The following is a 21653-nucleotide window of genomic DNA, read 5'->3' on the forward strand; positions in this document are numbered from 1 at the left end:
TTAGAAGGTAGATTTTAGATTAATTGAAATAAGGTGGAAATAATTTGAAATAGAGTAGAAATAAATGGAAATATTTCAATCGTATTTCGCCCCCAGGCATATTTCAACCTTATTTCGCGAAGCTTATTTCAACTATATTTCACGAAGTATATTTCAACCTAATTTAGCTTTACTTATACACCGAATGGTAGTAGCATATTTTGCGAAGCTTATTTCAACCATATTTCGTCAAAGATATATTTCTACTATATTTCACTTCCTAGAAACTGTCCTTTGTTCAATTCTTTTTTCGTAGTCTTTTCCTTGGAAAATCCGCTGTACATAAATGCCTGGAGTATGGATTTCATTTGGATTTAACTCTCCGGCTGGAACCAATTCTTCAACTTCAGCTATCGTTATTTTCCCTGCTGCTGCCATCATTGGGTTGAAATTCCTGGCCGTACCTTTGAAAATCAAGTTGCCAGCAGTATCACCTTTCCAAGCTTTTACAAATGCAAAATCAGCTTTCAACCACCTTTCCAAAAGATATAACTTCCCATCAAATTCTCGCAATTCCTTACCATCTGCAACTTCTGTCCCCACTCCTGCTGGTGTGAAAAATGCTGGAATTCCAGCTCCTCCTGCCCTTACTCGTTCGGCCAAAGTTCCTTGTGGGATAAGTTCCACTTCTAGCTCACCACTTAACAATTGTCTTTCAAATTCTGCATTTTCACCCACATAGCTTGATATCATTTTTTTGACCATCCGCTTTTGTAGCATTAGTCCGATCCCAAAATCATCTACTCCTGCATTGTTGGAAATACAAGTCAAGCCGTGAAGATCTCGGGCGAGCAATGCTTTGATACTATTCTCAGGAATCCCCGAAAGCCCAAAGCCTCCTAACATCAAAACCGCATTGGAAAAAACATCGGCTACAGCCACTTCTGCGTTTGCTACTGTTTTATTGATCATAATTTGAAAATTATTTTTGGGTTAATATGCTTATTGCTTTTTCTCTATCTGATTTGAGTTGACTTTTCAATTCTTCCAAACCTCCGAATTTTGTCTCTGGTCTGAGGTACTCTTTGATCAAGACAGTTATGCGCTTGTCATACAAATCCCCTTCGAAATCAAAAAGGTTTACTTCAATACTACGGCTATTTCCGTTTACAGTTGGCCTGTTGCCAATATTTAACATGCCATTGAATCCTTCTCCTTCCACAATGACTTCTACCGCATAAGCGCCGTCGGATGGAATCAGCTTGTAGTCATTTGGAACATGAATATTTGCCGTGGGAAATCCAATGGACCTGCCTAATTGCTGTCCTTTGATGATAATTCCATTGAGCTCGTAGTCTCTACCAAGGTAGTCATTTGCTATGTGGACTTTCCCAACTTCCAAAGCATGTCGGATTTTGGTACTTGATACTCCCACATTCTCCACATCCTCTCGTGAGATTTCCTCCAGCTCAAAAGCGTAATTTTGGATATTTTCCTTTAAGTAATCAAATCCTCCTTCTCTATTTTTCCCAAACCTATGGTCATAACCAATCACCAATTTTCTTGTTTGGATTTTGTCGATTATGATCTTCTGGATGAAATCTTCCGAACTAAGTTCAGAAAATTCTTTGGTAAAGGGAATTGTAATCAAATGATCGATCCCAAATTGGCGTAACAATTTGGTTTTTTCTTCAAAAGTGGAAAGCAATTTCAATTTGTGCTCTGTTGGATACAGGACCAATCTAGGATGTGGCCAAAAAGTGATCAAAACAGTTTCCCCTCCAATTTCATCAGCTATAGTCCTGATTCTATGGAGGATTTTTTGATGGCCAAGGTGAACCCCATCAAAAGTGCCGCTAGTGACTACCGGATTAGTGACAGGACCAAAATCCTCAATTCCTTCATAAATCCTCATTCATTCTTGCTTTAATTTTTTCAACCAACTCCCCTAGTTCTTCTGCATTTTCTAACTTGAATTCTCCTATTCTTGTTCGCTTCAATGCCGACATATAGGCGCCAACCTCCAGCTTTTCTCCAAGATCCCTCGCCAAGCTTCTGATGTAAGTTCCTTTGGAGCAAACAATTTTAAAATCAATCTCTGGCAGCTCAAACCTTGTGATTTCAAATTCGGATACTGTAACTGGACGTGGTTCCATTTTGACCTCTATCCCTTTTCTTGCCGATTCATAGACACGCTTGCCATCTACTTTGATGGCAGAATGCATCGGTGGAACTTGCAAAATATCACCAGTCAATTCCGCTACAGCAGCTAGCAACATTTCTTTGGAAATGTGGGAAGGGTCTGCCACTTCTATGATTTCCTTTTCCCTATCGAAACTCTCAGTGGTTTTCCCCAAAACAAAAGTACCAGTGTACTCCTTTTCCTGCCCCATGTAGGTATCGATACTTTTGGTTTTCTTACCAGCACACACAATCAAAAGCCCAGTAGCCAAAGGATCAAGTGTACCAGCATGGCCCACTTTTTTGATTCTTAGTGCATTCCTTACTTTTTTGACAACATCAAATGATGTCCATTCCAAAGGTTTATCAATCAAAAATACTTCTCCGTACGGTTCTTGTTCCTGCATTTTACAAATATAAGCCCACTCCTATGGCTATCAAACCTACTATGGCGCAATAAATAGAAAAATATGTCAATTTGCTTCTCCTTACCAAAGCAATCATCCAAGTACAGGCAAAATATCCTGCCACGAATGCCGCGATAAAACCTGCTGACAAATAACCAAAACTCTCTGGATTATAAGCAAGTCCGCCATCCAAAATATCTTTAGCGATTTTTCCCAAGATCAATGGTACAACCATCAAAAAGGAAAATCGAGCTGCCTTAGACTTATCTATTCCCAAAAGCACAGACGTAGAAATCGTAGCTCCTGACCTAGAAATACCGGGTAGAATCGCAATAGCCTGCGATATCCCTACCAAAAAAGCATTGCCAAAACTGACTGGCTTGTCTGTGTTTTTTGCTTTGTCTGCCAAGTACAGTAAAACTGCCGTCAATAGAAGCATGCATCCTACAAATACAATCTTTCCACCAAAAAACTGCTCTAGCTGATCGTTGAAAAACACACCTACTATGGCAGCGGGAATCATTGAAATGATTATTTTGATAGAAAACTTCGTTTCTTCATTCCATTTGAATTGGAACAAACCTTTGAAAATCTCTGCCAAATCCCTTCTAAATACCAAAATAGTAGATAATGCCGTGGCAAAATGGAGCACAACTGTAAACATCATACTCTCCTCAGGAAGTTTGGTATCGCCCAATATGGCAGAACCCAATTCCAAATGCCCACTTGAAGAAACAGGCAAAAACTCCGTTAACCCTTGAATGATTCCAAGGATTATAGCATCTATAATATCCATTATTATTTTTTCTCGGCTTTGTAGAAAATTGCGTAAAATTCAAAAATAAAACCAATCAGAGTGACTATTGGCCCAAGAGTCAATCCCATAAATCCAAATCCGTGTGGTTCGGGATCTAGGCCTATGATGGTAAATCCTACTACTATAATGGCGATTCCGATCAACATCAGAATGTAATTTTTCTTGGCAAAAGGTAAAGATTGATTGCTCATATTTTTAATAAAGTTCGTCCAAAGACATATTCAAATATTTATTTACCGCTCTTAAAGTACTGAATACAGAAAGTAAAGCACCTACTATAATCAGTCCCCCAAAAAGCATATATAATAATTCATAATTCTGTAGCATGGCAAAACCGTCGATATTAGCTTTGGTATATTCGATGATCCCGAATAGTATAGCTGAAGCCAAAACTCCTGATAAGGCTCCAAAGAAAAATGCCCTACTCAGAAATGGCTGACGTATAAAACCTCTCGTGGCACCCACCAACTGCATACTTCTGATCAAAAACCGCTGTGAAAACAATGCCAACCTGATCGTATTGTTGATCAGCATGATGACTGTCACGATCAAAATAATGATAAAACCTCCCATCACCAAGCTCACTTTCAGTAGATTTTCATTGATAGATTCTACCAAATCTGACATGTATGTCACTTCAAATACTCCATCCATATCCTGGATCTCTGTCACAATTTCTTGGATTTGTTCAGATGTCTGATATTCTTCAGAAATGGCAATGGTATAACTGTCCCGCAGTGGGTTATCATTCAAGAATTTGGTGAAATCTTCCCCTGTATCTTCCAAAAAACTTGCGGCAGCTTCTTCTTGGGATATAAAAACCAAAGCAGAACTATCTGCTTTTTGCATGATGTAAGGCTTTGCAGCTAGCAATTTTCCGATATTGGCTTTCTGCTTTTCTTCGATATTTTTATTAAGAAAAACCTGGATTTCAATATTCTCCCTGATGATTTTTGTAAGTGTCTTTGCTTGGATAAAAATCACCCCAAATAGTCCAACAATAAAAAGGGAAAGGGTTGTACTGAAGAGTACTGAGATAAATTTGAATTTACCGACTTTGGTCTTTTTCCTTGAATTGCCTTTCATATTGATTGAGATAGGGATTTTACCCCTTTTTTAAACAGATTGATATACCTTAGATGATAGAAGCACGAAATAAGTAATCAAATTTGGTCAAAATTAATCAGGTTACTGTATATAACCAATCATATTCGATTTAATTGACTCGAATTACCTTTTCATTTGCAATAACGAAGGCTTGGTCTGATTTGGTACAAGTCATCTTGACCAATCCTGTGAATCTTCCAAAGGCTGGTAAAAGCAGTCTCCCTTCACTGTGGAAAAAGCAAGGTAAGGTGATTTTCTGTCTTCCTTTTCCACTCAGAGAAATCCCCGGATGGATATGTCCACACAAATTCACTTTTCCATTTGGCACAGATTCCATTGGTTCATGGGAAAGCATAAGTCCATGATACTCCAAAGGTTCATCATGAATAATCCACTTTCCTGATTGATAGCAGGCAGCAGGCAAGATATCATGATTGCCTTTTACCAAATGAAAATTTACAGATGGAAACAATTCTATGAATTCTTCCAATACCCACCAAGAATCATTTAGATCAGAGTGGAACAAATCACCCAAAAAGTAAATATCATTAGGATTGAAATCTTGAATCAATTTACTGATCTTAGACAAATCATCATGATGCAAATATTCTGAAATCGGCACCCCTGCTTTTCTAAAATGTGCTGCCTTACCAAAATGTGGATCTGCGATAAAGATCGCTTCCATTGATTTGCAGTAGATGGCATTTTGAGGTAATAAAAATAAGCTAAAACCCAATGTCTCAAGCTTCAATTCATGACCATGATCTATTTCTAGCATTTTTATTGCTCTAATTCATTTAATAAAACGAGGATTAAACACACTTTTGAAAGCAAATTTGCAAACAAAGTAATTTGTTTTCGTTTTATAAAAGTATTATTATTCGATTAAGTATAACAACCTAAACTCAAAATATTATGAATTTGAAATTCTTGAAATTAAGTCTTGTCCTGATTTTCACTTTTTGTGGATCAGCAGTTTTTGCGCAAAATGCGGATGCAATTGTTGGGAAATGGTACAATACCGAAAAAGATGCACAAGTTGAAATCACCAAAGAGGGAAATAAGTATTCAGGAAAAATCGTATGGCTTGCCGAACCAACAGAAAATGGCAAGCCAAAGACTGATAAAAACAACAGTGATAAATCAAAGCGAGATCGACCAATCATGGGAATGAAGCTCCTCAATGGTTTTGAATACAAAGGAGGAGCATGGGAAGACGGAACCATCTACGATCCGAAAAACGGAAAAACCTATTCATGCATCATCAAAAAGAAGAATGATAAAACCTTGGAAGTGAGAGGTTATATAGGAATTTCTCTTGTAGGAAGGACTGTGGAGTGGACGAAGGTGGAATAGAAAGCGTCAATTATTATTTTCAAACTTATAAACGAGAAAACTCAAATAATCTTCTGACAAATCAGGGTTTAAATAATGATTATTAGGAAAAAACAAACCCTCATTAGTAACAAAGCATGATTGTGCACTTAACCTATTAAAAGGTAATCTGATTTCTGTAATTACTTTAAATTCACTATCAAAAACCATTAAGAACTCGGGTTTTTCAGTCATCGAATTAAATTGCGTTCCCAAATCGTCAACTTTATGAGGAATATCACCAAAATGGATTCTATAATATAAATTTCGATAAGGATCTTTGAGTAATGGATAAAAATATGGGTTTTCTATTCTATGGACAATTCTCTTGTTTAAATCTTGATAATCATCCGCCGGCATCAGTTTAGCCTCATTTGCTGTATTTGAGCTTTCAGCCCAATATTTTTCAGTAGACTTGTTTTTGATATCATATTTATAGAAAAAATGTTCTGCTGGAAATGAATAAAAGATTTCATCTGAAAAAAAAGTAACATTTGGCTCCATAGTTTCACCAAGGAAAAAACCATCTTTCGAATATGATTCTGGGAAAGTAATTGGGAATGAATTTAATTTTTCATTTTCCAAATTGATCCAAGTTATGATTGGTTCTTGATAATATTGAGATTTCTTTGGTAAATGTTTGATAGAATAGCTATTAAAATACACATTTCTACCTACCTGGGAGTAATGCAATTTGAATGAAATAGGACTTGCTTTATATGCAAGTCTTGAGTTTTGTTTATTAAGATTTATTGAATTTAATACTCTGGCATTTCTATCGATTATATGAAGATTGGAACTGTTATCTAAATAAAAAATTGAATCCATGTTATGTACGTAAAAATCCCAAGGATCTCCCACTTTATTTGGCCCATCAGTTTCCAAATATATTGAAAACTCATACTTTTCTTGATTTAAATTAAAAACATCGAGCTTATGATTTGGAGCATTGAATCCAATAAAATAAACAGAATTTCCATTCAAATAAAGAGAACTGTACGGGTAGTCGTTATTGAGATCACTGTTTATTGGAATATTTAATTCCTCGACAGTGTATGAAATTATTTTATCAGAATAAAAAGTTTCCTTCTTTAGCTCCCTGTCCCCGCAACTAACCAACGTGCTAATCAATATAATAGTAAAGAATTTAAATCTCATAATTTTTAAAATACAGATTAATAATAAAAATGCAGAATTTACCATTAAACATGTAAATTCTGCATCTCATTTAATTTATGTAAGAATTAGTTTAGACCACAAGCGCTTATAGTAGAACACAATCCCTCAGGATGAATAATTTGGCATTCAGTCCCATTGTGCTGCGGTTTAACAGTACAAAGTCTTTGGTCATAAGTTGTACCTACCTCTCCAACAGGAGGCAAACTTTCGTCTTGAGCAATCAACATATTTGATGTCAATAAAACAAAAAAAGCACCCATTATTAATTTCATAAAATTTTTCATACTCACTTTTATTTACGTTAAATACTTAATTAAACAGACTTTATGATGGCCACCAAAGAATCTTTCATAAAGAAAGAAAGAAATAAGCAAGTTTTTAGTTGAAAAAATTGTGACTATATATATTGAAAATTTAAATAAATCAATATTCTAACTAAAAGATAATTAAAATACGAATAGTGTAATTTTGCGAAATATTTTTCTTTGCTAAAACCTTAAGAAATTTTGATTTCTATCTTCACACTCCATATAAAGAAGGAGGCAACTAATTAGAAGACACATAAAAACAGTAAGCTGCTTGGGATAATTAGATCTATTCCTTTGATCTCAAAAAATTTAATTTACAAACTCAATTGGGATGGTGCATTAGCCCATCCCAATAAAAAGAAATATGATTATCCGCAATGACACCAGTAGGTAATAAAAACAATTGGATCAAGCGGAAAATCGTCGCCTATTGACTGTCAACAGTTGACAGCAGCTGACAGCAGCTGACAGCAGCTGAATTCTAGGTGTGTACCTAATTTAATGTGGATACTGGTTTGAAAGCGGATATACATAAAACAAAATATAGGACTCGATTTTACAGCATTCCTTTTCTGCATTCAAACCTTTCAAAATCAAACTACCTCCACAGATTTTTGAATCTCCCTGAAAGCATAATCTACATCCTCTGCTGATACACTATCTGGTAAGGCGACTATAGAAACTCCTCCTTCTTCATTGAGCCTTGAGAAATTCTTTGGCTTTACCTTTCCTACTGTATAGTAATATCCGTCCAAGTGTATCGAATATTCTGGAGAGAATACTACGCTGTCATTTTGCTCCAGTGACTTGCTTCTGAACAATACCCTCACGCCCAGATTCAAGAGTTTTTCGTCCAAAGGTTTATCAAAATTCACTTTCGAATAATTGTACGAGAAACCATTTCTGGCTTTGATCAAATCACCATACACTGCTGCACCAGTGGGCAAGCTACCAGCTCCTTTTCCTAGATAAAACTGCTCTTGCAAGTGTTCTGAAACTATTTTTACGGCATTGTATTCATTTTCCACTCCAAAAAAGGAATTGGACTCTTCTACAAAAGTTGGTAAAATCTGTGCAGATATACCTCTGTAATCCTTGTCAGCTTTTGCCATCAATTTTATTTTTAAGCCTAATGCTTTTGCAAGGTTGATCTCTACATCACCCAAGTGCTGAATGCCAAAAGTAGCAATCTGCTCTTGTCCAACAAACTTCCCAAATGCATGCAAAATCAGGATATTCAGTTTGCTAGACACATCACTCCCATTGATATCAAAGCTTGGATCAGATTCTGCAAAACCCTTTTGCTGAGCCATTCTAAGTGCTTCTTCGAAGCTCAGACCATTGTTGAAAATGCGAGAAAGTATATAATTGGAAGACCCATTGAGAATTCCTTCTAAGCTTATAATCGTATCCTCTTCAAAGTGGGTTTCCAGATTGGTAATCACAGGAATCCCTGCCGCAGCAGCCGCTTCATAAAGCAACTTCCCGCCAAACACTTTTTGCAGGCTGATCAACTCAGGAAGATGTGCAGAAAGTAATTTCTTGTTTGCAGAAATAACGGTAATCCCCCTTTTCAATGCCTCCGTAACATACTCATAAGCTTCCTTTTCATCGGAAATCAACTCAAGAATATAGTCAGGATTTTTATCAAAAACATCTTTTGCTGTATATGAGAATTTTATGTCAGAAGGTCTTCTTTTTTTCTGATCCTTCACGACAATGGTATCCGGTACCCATTGTTCTTTTTGTTTTTTGGCAATCTGATAGTAGCCTTGGCCAACTACTCCAAATCCGAAGAGTCCTATTCGCTTAGTCATCATTGTGTTCTAGGTAAAAAGAGCTGAGAATATATTTTAACTGTTCGTATTCTATTAGAAATGCATCATGTCCGTAAGAAGATTTGATCTCTCGATAGGTCCCTTTCTGAACATGGTTGGCAATAAATTGTGATTCCTCTTTGAGGAAAAGTAAATCTTTATCAATGCCAATGGCGAGGACTCTTGAAGGGATTTGGGACAAAGCAAATGCTGCTCCACCTCTATTCCTTCCTATATCATGGCTATCCATCGTCTTGGTCAAAGTCCAATAAGACAAGGCATTGAATCGCTTGGCGAGTTTTTGTCCTTGATATCTCAAATAAGAGCTTGCTCTATAGCCATCAGTTTTGTCAGCCTCATCAGCTTGGTTGTTTGCAAGATTTTCTGGATGTCTGTAAGTCAACATAGCAATCGCTCTTGCTGCTTCCAGACCTTTTTTTCCAGCATCAGGATCATTTTTACCCCATGTTTGATCTGCTGCAATTGCCATTCTTTGCGTCTCATTGAAGCCTATCGTCCAAGGAGAGGTCTTGGCATTGCTAGCAAGAATGATTGTATTTCTGACTTTTTCTTGCAACACATAAGCCCACTCGATACCGACCTGACCACCAAGTGAACCTCCTATCAAGGTATGGATTTGATGAATCCCCAAGTCTAACCTGAGCAATTCCAATGCATTGGCCATATCCCTGGAAGTCAAGTTTGGAAAATCATAATAATATGGTCCGCCCGTAACTGGATTTTCCGAAAGTGGCTGGGTCGAACCATAACATGATCCTAATAAATTGGCGCAGATGATGAAGTATTTACTTGGATCATAAAACTTATCCTCGCCGATTATTCCTGACCACCATTCTTGCGCATTTGCATCACCTGTTAGTGCATGGATCACCCAAATCACATTGTCCTTTTTCGCATTTAACTGACCATGTGTGATAAAAGACAACTGCATGTCCTTTATTATTTCTTTGGATTCTAGTTGAAAATCTCCTTTATGGATAAAGGTCTCTTGCGCCATATCGATACTCAGGTAAGGGCTTTCTAAATTCATTGGATTTTGAAATGATGAATTAGTCTCCCGACAATTAGACTTTGTAAGATTTACAGGTTATTTTATTTGATCAAAAGCTTGTTGTAAGTCTGTTTTGATATCTTCAATGTGTTCTATACCCAATGAAAGTCTCAACAAAGTTGGCGTCACTCCCGCAGCTTTTTGTTCATCTTCAGAAAGTTGCTGATGTGTAGTTGCTGAAGGTTGGATGATCAAGGTTTTTGCATCACCAACATTTGCAAGATGGGAGATCAATTCCAGCTTATTGATAAATTCAGAAGTGCTTTCTTTGTCTCCTTTGATCTCGAAACTCAATACACCGCCAAAACCGTTGGTAAGGTATTTTTTAGCCAAATCATGGTAAGGAGAAGATTTCAATCCAGGATAATTCACTTTTTGAACTTGATCATGGCCTTCTAGCCATTGAGCTATCGCAAGGGCATTCTCTACAGTTCTCTGAACTCTCAAGGAAAGTGTCTCTAGCCCTTGAAGCAACAAAAATGAATTGAATGGACTCAATGCAGGGCCAAAATCCCTTAGACCTTCAACTCTCGCTCTGATTGCAAATGCAATGTTTGGAAGTCCCAATGGATTATTTTCCCCGAAAACTTCCCAAAATTTCAATCCGTGATATCCTTCAGAAGGCTCAGTGAATTGTGGAAATTTCCCATTTCCCCAATTGAAATTCCCTCCATCTACAATGATCCCTCCTACTGAAGTCCCATGACCACCGATCCATTTTGTAGCCGAAGCAGTCACTACATTTGCACCATGCTTCAAAGGTTTGAACAAATAGCCACCTGCACCAAAAGTATTGTCTACGACAAGAGGGATTTCGTATTTTTGAGCCAAAGCTGCAATTGCTTCAAAATCAGGGATATTAAATTCAGGATTGCCGATCGTCTCAAGGTAAAGTGCCTTTGTTTTGTCATCTATCAAGGCTTCAAAATCTGCTACAGCATTTCCTTTTGCAAACCTTGCTTCGATACCGATTCTTTTGAAAGCCACTTTGAATTGGTTATAAGAACCGCCATAAAGGAATGACGTAGAAACAAAATTCTCACCTGCTTGCAGGATATTGTTCAAAGCCAAAAACTGAGCTGCCTGACCAGAACCAGTTGCAACAGCTGCCACCCCACCTTCCAAAGCTGCCACTCTCTGCTCAAAAACGTCTGTTGTGGGATTCATGATTCGGGTATAGATATTCCCAAATTCCTTCAAAGCAAAAAGGTTAGCTCCGTGTTCAGCGGAATTGAAAACATAAGAAGTCGTTTGATAAATTGGCACTGCCCTTGAATTAGTTGCAGAATCTGGGCTTTGTCCAGCATGAAGCTGTAAAGTGTCGAAATGATAATTTGCTGACATGATAAAATGGTTAAATTGGTTTGAGAATTACGTATCAATATTCTTTTTGAAGGGAACTGAAGAAGGAAACAGTTGGTAGTAGGCAAAAATCACCTACACATGGGACATGCAAAAGAATCAAAACACATAGTGAATTGAACTTGACTTGTCAAATTTGAATTGTTGGATTGCCTGAAATTTGGAATATAAATCATCTTGTTAAGAATTTATATTTCCGAAGGAGGATATTCTCTTTCGGCAGGAATTGGCACCTTGGATTTTCCAGGTTGCCAGAGGGTCTTAGAGCCTGTCTCTCGTCTCTTCTGTATAAATCCCAACACTATAAAAAGTGATAGGATGCCACAAAGTAAATTCAGGAATATTAAGAATCCAAGGAAACTCGAAGAAAAATTATTAAAAAATTGAAAATCTCCATTTTGAGATAGATAACAAACATCTGCTACAGATTGCCCAAAAAAAGATCATAATAAACTACCTTTCAATCAAATAATAAGTATGTACCTCAAGAAAGAAATAAAAAATAAAATTCAGAATTTAAGAACGAATGGAAACTGAAAAAGCCCGCTCGAAAGCAGGCTTTAGTTTTTCTGAACAGTTTAATGCAACTTATTTTGGCATCAAGACAGAATCAATTACGTGAACTACGCCATTGCTTCCTTCAAGGTCAGCAGCGGTAACAGTAGCTCCATTGATCATCACCTTGCCATCCTTGATACTTACAGTCAATTCCTGACCATTCAAAGTAGTCACAACTTGTCCGTCCGAAAGGTCACTTGACTTCACGTTACCAGACACTACATGGTAGGTCAAAACGCCAGTCAATTTTTCCTTATTCTCAGCTTTCAACAACTCGTCAACAGCACCAGCTGGCAAAGCAGCAAATGCAGCATTTGTAGGCGCGAAGACAGTAAATGGACCATCACCATTCAAAGTCTCTACCAAACCAGCTGCAGTAACCGCAGCTACCAATGTAGTATGGTCTGGCGAACCAACTGCGATATCAACTATCGTATTTGGCGCTTCTTCTACTACCACTTCTTCCTCTACAATCTCCGTAGATTCTTCAGTCTCTGCAGGTTTGTTTTCACAACTTACTGCCAATACTACTGCACTACATACAGCAGCTAAAGTTAAAATTTTCAAGATTTTCATTTGTTTCTTTGTTTTATGATTCAACACAGACCAAACCTCAATTCCCTTAATAAGTTTTAATAAAGGAGAAATAATTGATGAAGGGTAAAAATTGAATACTTTTGTACTTACCAACGCTCACGAATGATGCCAAAAGAGAAAAAAGTACACGCCACTATCAAATCAGTCCTCCATGCAAGTAATAAACACAGGGAAAGGTATGATTTTCGAGCATTGACAGAAACTTTGCCGGCACTTCAAGAGTTCGTTTTCACCAATAAATATGGTGATGAGTCTGTGGATTTTTTCAACCCTGAGGCCGTAATCATGCTCAACAAGGCACTTTTGAAGCATTTTTATCAAATTGATCATTGGGAAATTCCGGAAAATTATCTTTGCCCACCTATACCAGGAAGAGCGGACTATATCCATTATATAGCTGATTTGATTATTGACAAAAATGACAAAAGTTCAAATCAGACTAAATGTCTGGATATCGGTGTTGGAGCGAACTGCATCTACCCAATTATTGGAGTTCAAGAGTATGGATGGACCTTTGTAGGATCAGATATAGATCCGGAGGCTATCGAGGCAGCCCAAAAAATCATCAATAAAAATCCCCAATTGAAGAATAAAGTGTTTTTACGATTGCAAACCAATCGCAGAAACATCTTTGAGGAAATTATTCAAGCTGGTGAATTTTATGACGTCAGTATATGCAATCCGCCATTTCATGCTTCAGCAAAAGAAGCAAATGCAAGTTCTTTGAGAAAACTCAGCAATCTGAAAGGTGAAAAAGTAAAAAAAGCCACATTGAATTTTGGAGGTCAGAGCAATGAACTATGGTACGAGGGTGGCGAATTGAAGTTTTTGACTAATATGATCTATGAAAGCAGACGCTTTGGCAGACAGTGTCGCTGGTTTACCAGCTTGGTTTCAAAAGAGTCAAACCTTGCCAAACTTTACAAAACCTTGGATGCTGTCAATGTCAAATCAATAAAAACCATCGAAATGAGTCAAGGAAATAAAATCAGTAGAATTTTGGCTTGGAGTTTTGGGTGATTTCTGAATTTAACAAAGCTTATAAATTAATCTCCGTCATATTAGCTATTCTCTTGTGATATAAATGAGACATTTTCTTTAAAATCATTTCCTTCTTCAATCTCAATCTCTATTCAATTCACCTAACTCTTATTATTGTGTCTTTCCCTGCTATATTATTAATTTTGAATACTTTATACGGAGTATTCATAAAGTCAGTCAGTCTTTTTGAATCTGAAAGTAGATCACTGTCATAGCCTAAGGCGTGTGGACCTGCAATTTGTTTAAAGTTACCCATTGAGTCAATCACAATATGGTAAGGGATTCCAGAAAACTGATAATTAGAATGAGTTTTTGCAATATTTTGGCTTATTAGTTGATGTCCCACTTGTTCATTACTTAACAAATAGTTTTTCCATTTTTCAAGATCCGTATCAATCGAAACATCTATAAATACTATGTCGGTATAATCCTTTAACTGCTGTTTCAAATTTTCTAAATGAGGTTTTTGTTGCATACAAGGGCCACACCAAGTTGCCCAAAATGACACATAAATGGTTTTACCCTTAAAGTCTCCAAACCTTACTTCATTTTCATCATAATCTTTAAAGAATTCTTTTGGTAAAGTTCTTGAAGGTTTTGTTGTAAAATCCCACAAGACAGTTGCATTATATAAATTAATCCCCGTCATGTCAGTCCCATAACCTTTATTTTTTATAATAAATGGTTGAGATAGCAAATAGCCAACAAATATTACCAAAATGAGAGTCAGAGAGGATATTCTAATATTTTTACTCAACTCTTTTCTTGTTGATAGTATACTGAGTACAGATATAAAGCCAATTAAAAAGAAAAATGGGAAATGAAGCATGTCAAGAAGAATGAAAAACAACAATGAAGTAAGCAGGAAAAGTGTAAAAATAAATTTGGTTATTTTGTTGATAAGTCCAGCAAAATAAAAACCAATGGCACAAATCAATATTGGCAACCATTTCATTACTTGAATATTTTTCACTTCAACAACTTCTGTAAACAAAAGAATGAGCAAAACTGCTGAAGTAATAATCACTAAAATCCCAAGAAAAAGCCTTAGAACGGTTTTTACTATATTATTTTTCAGCATGACTTTTATACATTTCTAAACGATCCCCTTACACTTCTTTCGAAGCAGATTTCTAAAAATAGTAATTTTAGTTGAATTTACTAGGTTCACTAAAAGATTGAAAGCTAGCTTTATAATTAACTTTGCCATCTTTATTCATTAAAATAAACATATAACAATATATCCTGATCCCTTTCATTGAGATTTACTTGATTAAATCATTTCAATGAATAAGTTTTTCATTTATACTTTTCTTCTAAAAAATCCCCATACGCTTTTTTATAATCATAGTCAGCAGGCAAATCAATTACACCAATCAAACTCTTAACAAAAGGAGTAATTGCAATCTTTTCCTCTTTCTCCTTTGTAATACTATCTAAATAAGATTCAATTATTTTAGAAAGACTAATATTATGACTATTCGCATATTCTTTAGCTCTCTTGATCACATCTTCATTAAGTCTCAATGTTAACTTAGTATCCATTACAACTTATTTTTTATACGTACAATTATAATATTTCTATACGTCTTTTACAAGTACTGGGTTTTGGAAGTGTTAGATGTTCAGCAGGGCTCCAAAGAACTATTCATTTTTGACTCCTTTTCAATTACCTTTTTTAAAAGACTTGTTTTTAAAAGTGTAACAAACACCAAATGTAGCATAATGGAATAAGCTAAAATTGTAGACCTCATCATTGTCTGCTCCACCTTCAAGAATTCTATATCCTAGACGAACTGACAACTCGTCCGAAACTTTGTATGTCCCAGCAAGCAACACATCTTCTGCTCTTCCTTGTGGTGCTGCCAATGCATCGCCCTCGAACAAAACTCCGATTTTGTCATTTATTTGCCAGTTGAGCCTGAAGTTTATGATGGGCACAAAGCCTACATTTGTTTTTGAAGCAGATAATGTCTCACTTCTCAGGGCAATTTCGGCATCTCTGATTTTTGCAGTAAAACCAGCTCCGAATTCAAATTTTGGCCTTTTTACAAAATCATATCTATAAGTCACTCTATAAGAATTAAATACATAGCTCGCATCCAACAAAGTATTGGAACCAAAAGTAACTCCTTCAAAATCAATCGGTCTATTTATAGCCCCGCTAGATCCTACGCTGAGAGGAGCATAAAGAAGAGATATTGCATGCCTTGATTTAATAGTATAACCTGCCCTTAAGCGAAGAAAAGCGCTTGGTGTGGGACTCAAATCATTTTTCAATGAAAACTTGGTACCTCCATCTCCAGGAATTCTGACATTATTGTATCCTGTAAAAACTCCTCCAGACTCAAAGTCAACAAATGCCTGTGCGGTGACTTTTGATGAAGTGATAAAAAATACAGAAGAAATCAATGCTGCCGACAAAAGATATTTAAATTTCATAGTTTAGTTCATTGTATGGATTAAACCAAATATTTTTTGGCTATAGTAAAATATAAAGAAATAAAGATATTCTATTTACATACAGATACTTTCACATCAAAGTTTCCAGAATCACAGAAAAAATCTAACCAATAAAAAAATTATTTTGAGAACAGCATTTAAAATCAGCCATTTACCTCTTTTCATGTGTTTATAATCTGTTTTTCAGAGGTCATCCCGATTGATCGGGACAGGCTATGGAATCTCGCATGGTTGATAATCATCCCAGTGTGTAAAGTTCTTCGTCATGCTTGATTTCATATGAGGTTATTTTTATTAATTCTAGACTGAATTTATTAAACAATAGAAATTACGAAGCATTAAAAGCTATCATAGAAGAGAAGAAGCATATGTATTCGCCTATTTTGGATCGATTTCTAGTAACATTCTACTTCAGACTTATTGACTCTCAATCACAACAATTCCTCAAGAAATTCCAAAAATTCATTACCATTAGACATTTCTGTATGACCTTCTTTATTGGTTACGAAAGGGACATTTCCTTCAATTCTCCTTATTACACCATCCTTATCCAAAAACAAATTAACTGGAAAACCATTGAACCCTAGCTTTGTTGTTAGTTCTTTTGAATTCACAATGTGCTTAAAGTCAAACTCAAACCTTTCAAAAAGCTTATTGACCTTGCTTGCAGATTCAAAAGTGACTGCCAAAAAATTTTCATAGTTATTGTTATCAAATACATACACCAACTAAAATAGTATTTAAACCTAAAAAATCCAAAATATGACTTTTTGCTCTAGATTCACAAGTTTTAATCTATATGTGTATCTGCTTTCTTACACGTAGCCAAACAATAGATTATTGGATGAATGATTTCAAGTTCAGCTGTTGTCGGATGACCGTCGACTGTTGTTACTAAGGTTAACTCCCTACTGTTTCTACATCTTCCATTTTATACTTTGGAGTCCCTCCTTTTTGCGTAGCGACAAAAGCACCTAGTTTGCTGGCAAAGTCTAAAGTCTCTTTTAAGTTTCTCCCTTCTAGGTACATTTTCACAAATCCACTCAAGAAAGCATCGCCTGCACCGACTGTGTCTTCGACTTTGACTTTGTAGCCTGGGTGGCTGATAATTTTCCCATCTTTATATACAATCGCTCCTTTGCTGCCATGTGTGATACAAATCGCCTCAATAGGATATTCCTCCACCAAGTAATCACAAAGGTCTTTTACCAAGCCTTCTCCCTTTCTCTTCAATTCAAAAAAGTCAGCCAAGATTTCAAGTTCGTCTTCATTGATCTTCAAGATATCAGTATAGCCTAGCAAGCTGTCTATCTTATAAAAATCTATGTATGGCGCACGCAAATTGATATCAAATATAGTCAATAGCGGTTGATGTACTAAGTGATAAAGTGTCTTCCACGAGGTTTCATTTCTCACTCCCAAACTCCCAAATATCAAAGCATCTGCCTTTGCGACAGTTTCTTGATTTGCACTGTTCAATTCTATAAAATCCCAAGCAGAAGGCTCCACAATTTCATATTTGATATTTTCTTTGTCTGTATCATCCACCAGAACTTTCCCTGTAGGATGTCCCGAATCTTCTTGAACCAGCCGCAAGGGCAAACTATATGTTGCCAAGAAGTCCTTGAGCTTTTCTCCATAAGCATCATTTCCCAATCTGGAAATCATCTCTACATCAACGCCCAATTGCTTTAAATTAAGCGCTACATTCATCGGTGCTCCACCTGCCATTTCACCATCGGAAAAACAATCCCAAAGCATTTCCCCAAAACAAATAACTTTTTTACTCATGACTATTCTGTAAATCTTTTTGAATTTCTTCCAATGATCGGCCTTTTGTCTCAGGCATTCTAATTGCTACCCAGATCAATTGTAAAACCATCATCACTGCAAAAAAAGCGAAAATATTTCCCGCACCATAGCGATTGGCTACTAATGGGAAAATATTTGCAATGACTGCTGCCAAAATCCAATGGGTAAATGAACCCATAGATTGTCCATATGCACGCAATTCATTTGGAAAGATTTCCGAAATAAATACCCATATCACCGATCCCTGACCTATCGCATGTGAAGCAATAAAGGCAAATACAAAATATGGTAACAAACTACTATCAATAGCTCCACCAAAATAACTGTAGGCCATCAATGAAAGTGAAATTATATAGCCTACTGAACCAATATACATCAGCATTTTCCTACCCAATTTATCAATCAAATATAGTCCAAGCATAGTGGCCACAAGATTGATCGCCCCAATTCCAATCGTAGATATTAAAGCTGTCTCGGTAGAAATCCCCGCCGACTCAAAAACCCTGGGAGCAAAATAAATAATAGCATTGATCCCTGAAACCTGGTTAAAAAATGCCATCAATATCGCCATAAAGCTGATTTTCTTGAATTTGGAATTGAAAAGCATACTTACTGTAGCTTTTCCTTTGATCTCTTTGCTTTCTTGGATTGCCAAGGCAATGGCTTCATCTACGCCATCAGGATCTGTTTTTGTCAAAATCACTCTTGCTTCTTCATAAGCATTCTTTTTTGCTATCAGCCATCTTGGGCTCTTGGGAACTTTAAAGATCAAGATAGAGTAAATTAAAGCCGGAATAGCCTCGACTCCCATCATCCATCTCCAAGCTTCATTGAGATTGGCTGTACCAATGAGATAATTGGAAAAATAAGCCATAAGAATTCCAAAAACGATATTGAATTGATACAAAGCGACCAATTGACCACGGCGAGCAGCTGGCGCGATCTCTGAGATATACATAGGCGCTACCACTGAAGAAGCTCCTACTCCCAAGCCTCCCAAAAATCTGAAAAACATGAAAGTGTTGACATCGGGAGCCAAAGCGGAGCCAAGTGCCGAGACTAAATAGAACAAGCCTATCCATAGCAGAGAGGTCTTTCTCCCATATTTATCAGCAGGAATCCCTCCAAAAAGCGCTCCTAATACTGTTCCATACAGCGCTATTGCAACGGCAAGTCCATGCTTCAGGTCGCTCAATTGCCAAAGATTTTGGATATCTCGCTCTGCCCCTGAGATCACGGCAGTATCAAAACCAAAAAGAAAACCACCAAGCGCAGCCGTGATGGATAAAAAAAGAACGTAATTTTTACTTTGCATAGGTTGGGGGTTGGTTAATTGGGGGTTAGTAGATTAGGGATTGGTTGAATAGTAGATTAGTAAATTAGGGATTAGTGGTTAGCTGTTAAAATAGTTGGAGGTTTTTAAGGTTGGAAAGTTTTAAAGTTATGGAATATTTGGTTGATTTGGTGTTTTTGAATAGCTGGTGCTTTTTTTATTGTTTTTCTCTTATTTCCGCTCCTCTTAAACACCTCTTAATCCAAGTAAAGAGAGCTCTCTTTCCCTCGAGGTGACTTGGTAGTCATTTCGAACGAAGAGGCCTGTCCCGCAGAATTGCGGGAAGAAATCTCGAACTGAATGTCATATCCTGCTTTTATTTGACTTTTTTTTATTGACTAGGAGTTCAACCTCCCGAAATTATCGGAACAGGCACTTTGGGGTTGTTGTCTTGTCTCGTCCTGAAATTAGTTGACACTATTTTCTTTTGATTAGAGAAGTTCAACCCCTTTGGGGTTGTTGTTTCGCACATCGATTTTAATCCCCGGATAGCAATCCGGGGCTATTCAAAGTTTAACCCTGCCTGCAGCAGGCAGGCACTTCGTGGTTGATCTCATCCCTGATTCTGTCTCGCTTCTCTCCTGCATCATCATTAATCCCCGGGTTGCGACCTGGGCTAATCAAGGTTTAACCTCATTCGGGCTTTTAACACTTGAAACTTGTGTCTTATTTCTCATTTCTCACATTTTCCTTCCACCTTACCAAATAGATTTCAAAACATGAATTTCTTTTACTTCACCAAAGCCTTTTGTCTTCAATTGAGTATATGGATTTTCGGGGAAAATGATTTCAGTTAAAACCAGTTCCCCTTCATTGAAGAAAAACTCAATAGATGATTTGTCGACAAAAACTTGAAGGTTTTTCAATTCTAATCCCAAGTCAGGTGCTGTGTGGATTTTTTCAAATTCTTTATTGAAATCTGTCAGACCCGATAGACTCCTGTCAAAGCTTAGATTGTCTCCCTCTTTTCTTAAAATGACCTTCTCTCCTTCCTGATTTGAAAGTTCAAATTCAAAATCAACCCCAACAATATCCAATTCGATTTCCATCAATTCTGAATTCAAATCAATTAATTCCCCTTCAACTTCTTTCGATTCAAGCCTTAGCTTTTTGATTTCTTCAATTGGTCTTGAGGCAATATATTGATTTTCTCCAGAACGAAAAAGTTCCAATGACCTAGGTATTGTATTGGCAGAGCGCCAAACCTCAGTTGGAACTAAATTAGCATAAAGCCAATTGCTCATCCAACCAATAAACAATCTCCTACCATCTTGCTTTGGTACATTCGACCAAGTGACACCGGCATAATTGTCTGCGCCATAATCCAACCATTTAACTTCCTCTCCTTCAGAAGTAAAGGTACTGCCATCAAAATCCCCCAAAAAATACTGTGTTGCAGAACCTCCGTTGGGTCCTCCAGGGTTGATACTCACAAAAAGAACCCATTTATCATTACCTTCTTTATCTTTTAGAACAAATAAATCAGGGCATTCCCATACCCCTCCATATGCTCCCCAGCTTGGCTGGAAGTCACTTTCGTGATTCCAATCAAGCAAGTTAGTTGAAGAGTAAAAAGAAATTTTATCTTTTACTGCCAAGCTCATAACCCATTTTCCATTCCCGTTTCCTTCTTCAAACCAATCTACTTTTGGATCTCTAAAATCCTTTATCCCTGGATTTTTCAAAACAGGATTTTGGGAATATTTCTCCCATGTCCTTCCTTTATCAATGCTAAACGCTATCCCTTGAGTTTGAAAATCAACTGATCCAGACTTCTCAGCTTCTGCGTCATGATAAGTATAAATAGCTACAAGAGGAGGGTTTTCTTTGGTGCCAAGTCCAGATGTATTGTTGATATCAGCGACTGCCGAACCTGAAAAGATAGTACCATGTTCATCAGGAAAAATAGCAATCGGCTGATGATCCCAATGGATCAAATCGGTTGAGATCGCATGTCCCCAGTGCATTGGCCCCCATGTATTTCCATCTGGATGATGCTGATAAAAAAGATGATATTCACCTTCGTAATAAACCATCCCATTGGGATCATTCATCCAGTTGGTTGGTGGAGTAAAATGGAATTGTGGGCGAAATGGCTCTTCAAATTGACTGATTTCTTTCGCATCTTCCTCACTATCTTTGTTTTTGGTACTAGGCCCACAAGAATTAATGAGAATAAACACAAAAAAGAGAATTATTTTGAAATCGTATATCTTCATGATGTATTCAGTTTGTATTGTTATTTT

At 36.8% G+C, this 21653-nt stretch carries 22 protein-coding genes and 1 riboswitch; of the genes, 2 read left to right on the plus strand and 20 right to left on the minus strand.

From position 1 onward, the window contains the following. Positions 1-252 precede the first annotated feature (252 nt). The 7 genes from MM236_RS10555 to pdeM all read right to left on the minus strand — a co-directional run bounded on the left by MM236_RS10555 (position 253) and on the right by pdeM (position 5269). On the minus strand, positions 253-951 hold the full coding sequence (locus MM236_RS10555) for a CoA transferase subunit A (RefSeq protein ID WP_241274947.1): 699 nt from the start codon (positions 949-951) through the stop codon (positions 253-255). A gap of 10 nt (positions 952-961) precedes the next feature. Then, complete coding sequence (locus MM236_RS10560; RefSeq protein ID WP_241274948.1) at positions 962-1894, minus strand: bifunctional riboflavin kinase/FAD synthetase; 933 nt, start codon at positions 1892-1894, stop codon at positions 962-964. After that, positions 1881-2567: a tRNA pseudouridine(55) synthase TruB gene (truB, locus tag MM236_RS10565; RefSeq protein WP_241274949.1), complete on the minus strand. Its 687-nt coding sequence runs from the start codon at positions 2565-2567 to the stop codon at positions 1881-1883. Before truB ends, MM236_RS10560 begins: the two co-directional genes overlap by 14 nt. A 1-nt stretch (position 2568) precedes the next feature. Next, positions 2569-3363, minus strand: a complete 795-nt coding sequence (locus tag MM236_RS10570) for an undecaprenyl-diphosphate phosphatase (RefSeq protein WP_241274950.1) — start codon at positions 3361-3363, stop codon at positions 2569-2571. A 2-nt stretch (positions 3364-3365) separates the two neighbouring features. After that, a complete protein-coding gene (locus MM236_RS10575; RefSeq protein ID WP_241274951.1) occupies positions 3366-3575 on the minus strand; it encodes a DUF3098 domain-containing protein in 210 nt (69 codons plus the stop codon). A 4-nt stretch (positions 3576-3579) separates the two neighbouring features. After that, positions 3580-4470 (minus strand): cell division protein FtsX, encoded by an 891-nt coding sequence (locus MM236_RS10580; RefSeq protein ID WP_241274952.1) that lies wholly within the window; start codon positions 4468-4470, stop codon positions 3580-3582. Between the two features lie 130 nt (positions 4471-4600). Continuing rightward, positions 4601-5269, minus strand: a complete 669-nt coding sequence (gene pdeM, locus MM236_RS10585; RefSeq protein WP_241274953.1) for a ligase-associated DNA damage response endonuclease PdeM — start codon at positions 5267-5269, stop codon at positions 4601-4603. Between the two features lie 137 nt (positions 5270-5406). Here pdeM and MM236_RS10590 point away from each other — a divergent pair, with 137 nt between their 5' ends. Continuing rightward, entirely contained in the window at positions 5407-5847 is a 441-nt protein-coding gene (locus MM236_RS10590; RefSeq protein WP_241274954.1) for a DUF2147 domain-containing protein, read from the plus strand. Between the two features lie 6 nt (positions 5848-5853). Here MM236_RS10590 and MM236_RS10595 read toward each other — a convergent pair whose 3' ends face one another. From MM236_RS10595 to MM236_RS10620, 6 genes are all read right to left on the minus strand, one after another. Next, positions 5854-7068, minus strand: coding sequence for a DUF4221 family protein (locus MM236_RS10595; RefSeq protein WP_241274955.1), 1215 nt, complete (start codon positions 7066-7068; stop codon positions 5854-5856). Between the two features lie 41 nt (positions 7069-7109). Beyond that, positions 7110-7328 (minus strand): hypothetical protein, encoded by a 219-nt coding sequence (locus MM236_RS10600; RefSeq protein WP_241274956.1) that lies wholly within the window; start codon positions 7326-7328, stop codon positions 7110-7112. 617 nt (positions 7329-7945) lie between these two features. Next, complete coding sequence (locus tag MM236_RS10605; RefSeq protein WP_241274957.1) at positions 7946-9172, minus strand: homoserine dehydrogenase; 1227 nt, start codon at positions 9170-9172, stop codon at positions 7946-7948. Continuing rightward, positions 9162-10220: a homoserine O-acetyltransferase family protein gene (locus tag MM236_RS10610; RefSeq protein WP_241274958.1), complete on the minus strand. Its 1059-nt coding sequence runs from the start codon at positions 10218-10220 to the stop codon at positions 9162-9164. The genes MM236_RS10605 and MM236_RS10610 overlap by 11 nt, the downstream gene beginning before the upstream one ends. Positions 10221-10277: 57 nt before the next feature. Beyond that, complete coding sequence (locus MM236_RS10615; protein ID WP_241274959.1) at positions 10278-11585, minus strand: O-acetylhomoserine aminocarboxypropyltransferase/cysteine synthase family protein; 1308 nt, start codon at positions 11583-11585, stop codon at positions 10278-10280. Positions 11586-11788: 203 nt separating this feature from the next. Further along, positions 11789-11898, minus strand: a riboswitch (SAM riboswitch). Between the two features lie 293 nt (positions 11899-12191). Beyond that, complete coding sequence (locus tag MM236_RS10620) at positions 12192-12737, minus strand: fasciclin domain-containing protein (protein WP_241274960.1); 546 nt, start codon at positions 12735-12737, stop codon at positions 12192-12194. Positions 12738-12860: 123 nt separating this feature from the next. On the opposite strand from MM236_RS10620, the gene rlmF reads away from it, so the two are divergent. Then, positions 12861-13778: a 23S rRNA (adenine(1618)-N(6))-methyltransferase RlmF gene (gene rlmF, locus MM236_RS10625; protein WP_439648018.1), complete on the plus strand. Its 918-nt coding sequence runs from the start codon at positions 12861-12863 to the stop codon at positions 13776-13778. A 118-nt stretch (positions 13779-13896) separates the two neighbouring features. On the opposite strand, the gene MM236_RS10630 is transcribed toward rlmF, so the two are convergent. From MM236_RS10630 to MM236_RS10660, 7 genes are all read right to left on the minus strand, one after another. Continuing rightward, positions 13897-14880, minus strand: a complete 984-nt coding sequence (locus MM236_RS10630; RefSeq protein ID WP_241274961.1) for a TlpA family protein disulfide reductase — start codon at positions 14878-14880, stop codon at positions 13897-13899. Between the two features lie 218 nt (positions 14881-15098). After that, the gene (locus MM236_RS10635) at positions 15099-15344 is read right to left on the minus strand and encodes a DUF6364 family protein (protein WP_241274962.1); all 246 of its coding nucleotides are present in this window, start codon (positions 15342-15344) and stop codon (positions 15099-15101) included. A 120-nt stretch (positions 15345-15464) separates the two neighbouring features. Continuing rightward, positions 15465-16241: a hypothetical protein gene (locus MM236_RS10640; protein ID WP_241274963.1), complete on the minus strand. Its 777-nt coding sequence runs from the start codon at positions 16239-16241 to the stop codon at positions 15465-15467. A 452-nt stretch (positions 16242-16693) separates the two neighbouring features. Further along, positions 16694-16990 (minus strand): thioredoxin domain-containing protein, encoded by a 297-nt coding sequence (locus MM236_RS10645; protein WP_241274964.1) that lies wholly within the window; start codon positions 16988-16990, stop codon positions 16694-16696. Between the two features lie 172 nt (positions 16991-17162). Next, positions 17163-18053 carry a carbohydrate kinase family protein gene (locus tag MM236_RS10650; protein WP_241274965.1) on the minus strand — a complete coding sequence of 297 codons (891 nt, stop codon included), beginning with the start codon at positions 18051-18053 and terminating at the stop codon, positions 17163-17165. Next, a complete protein-coding gene (locus MM236_RS10655; protein ID WP_241274966.1) occupies positions 18046-19389 on the minus strand; it encodes a sugar porter family MFS transporter in 1344 nt (447 codons plus the stop codon). Before MM236_RS10655 ends, MM236_RS10650 begins: the two co-directional genes overlap by 8 nt. A 716-nt stretch (positions 19390-20105) precedes the next feature. Continuing rightward, the gene (locus tag MM236_RS10660) at positions 20106-21626 is read right to left on the minus strand and encodes a glycoside hydrolase family 32 protein (protein WP_241274967.1); all 1521 of its coding nucleotides are present in this window, start codon (positions 21624-21626) and stop codon (positions 20106-20108) included. Between the last annotated feature and the right edge of the window lie 27 nt (positions 21627-21653).

Origin of the sequence: Belliella calami (genome assembly GCF_022549695.1) — a bacterium.
Classification (GTDB): Bacteria; Bacteroidota; Bacteroidia; order Cytophagales; family Cyclobacteriaceae; genus Belliella; species Belliella calami.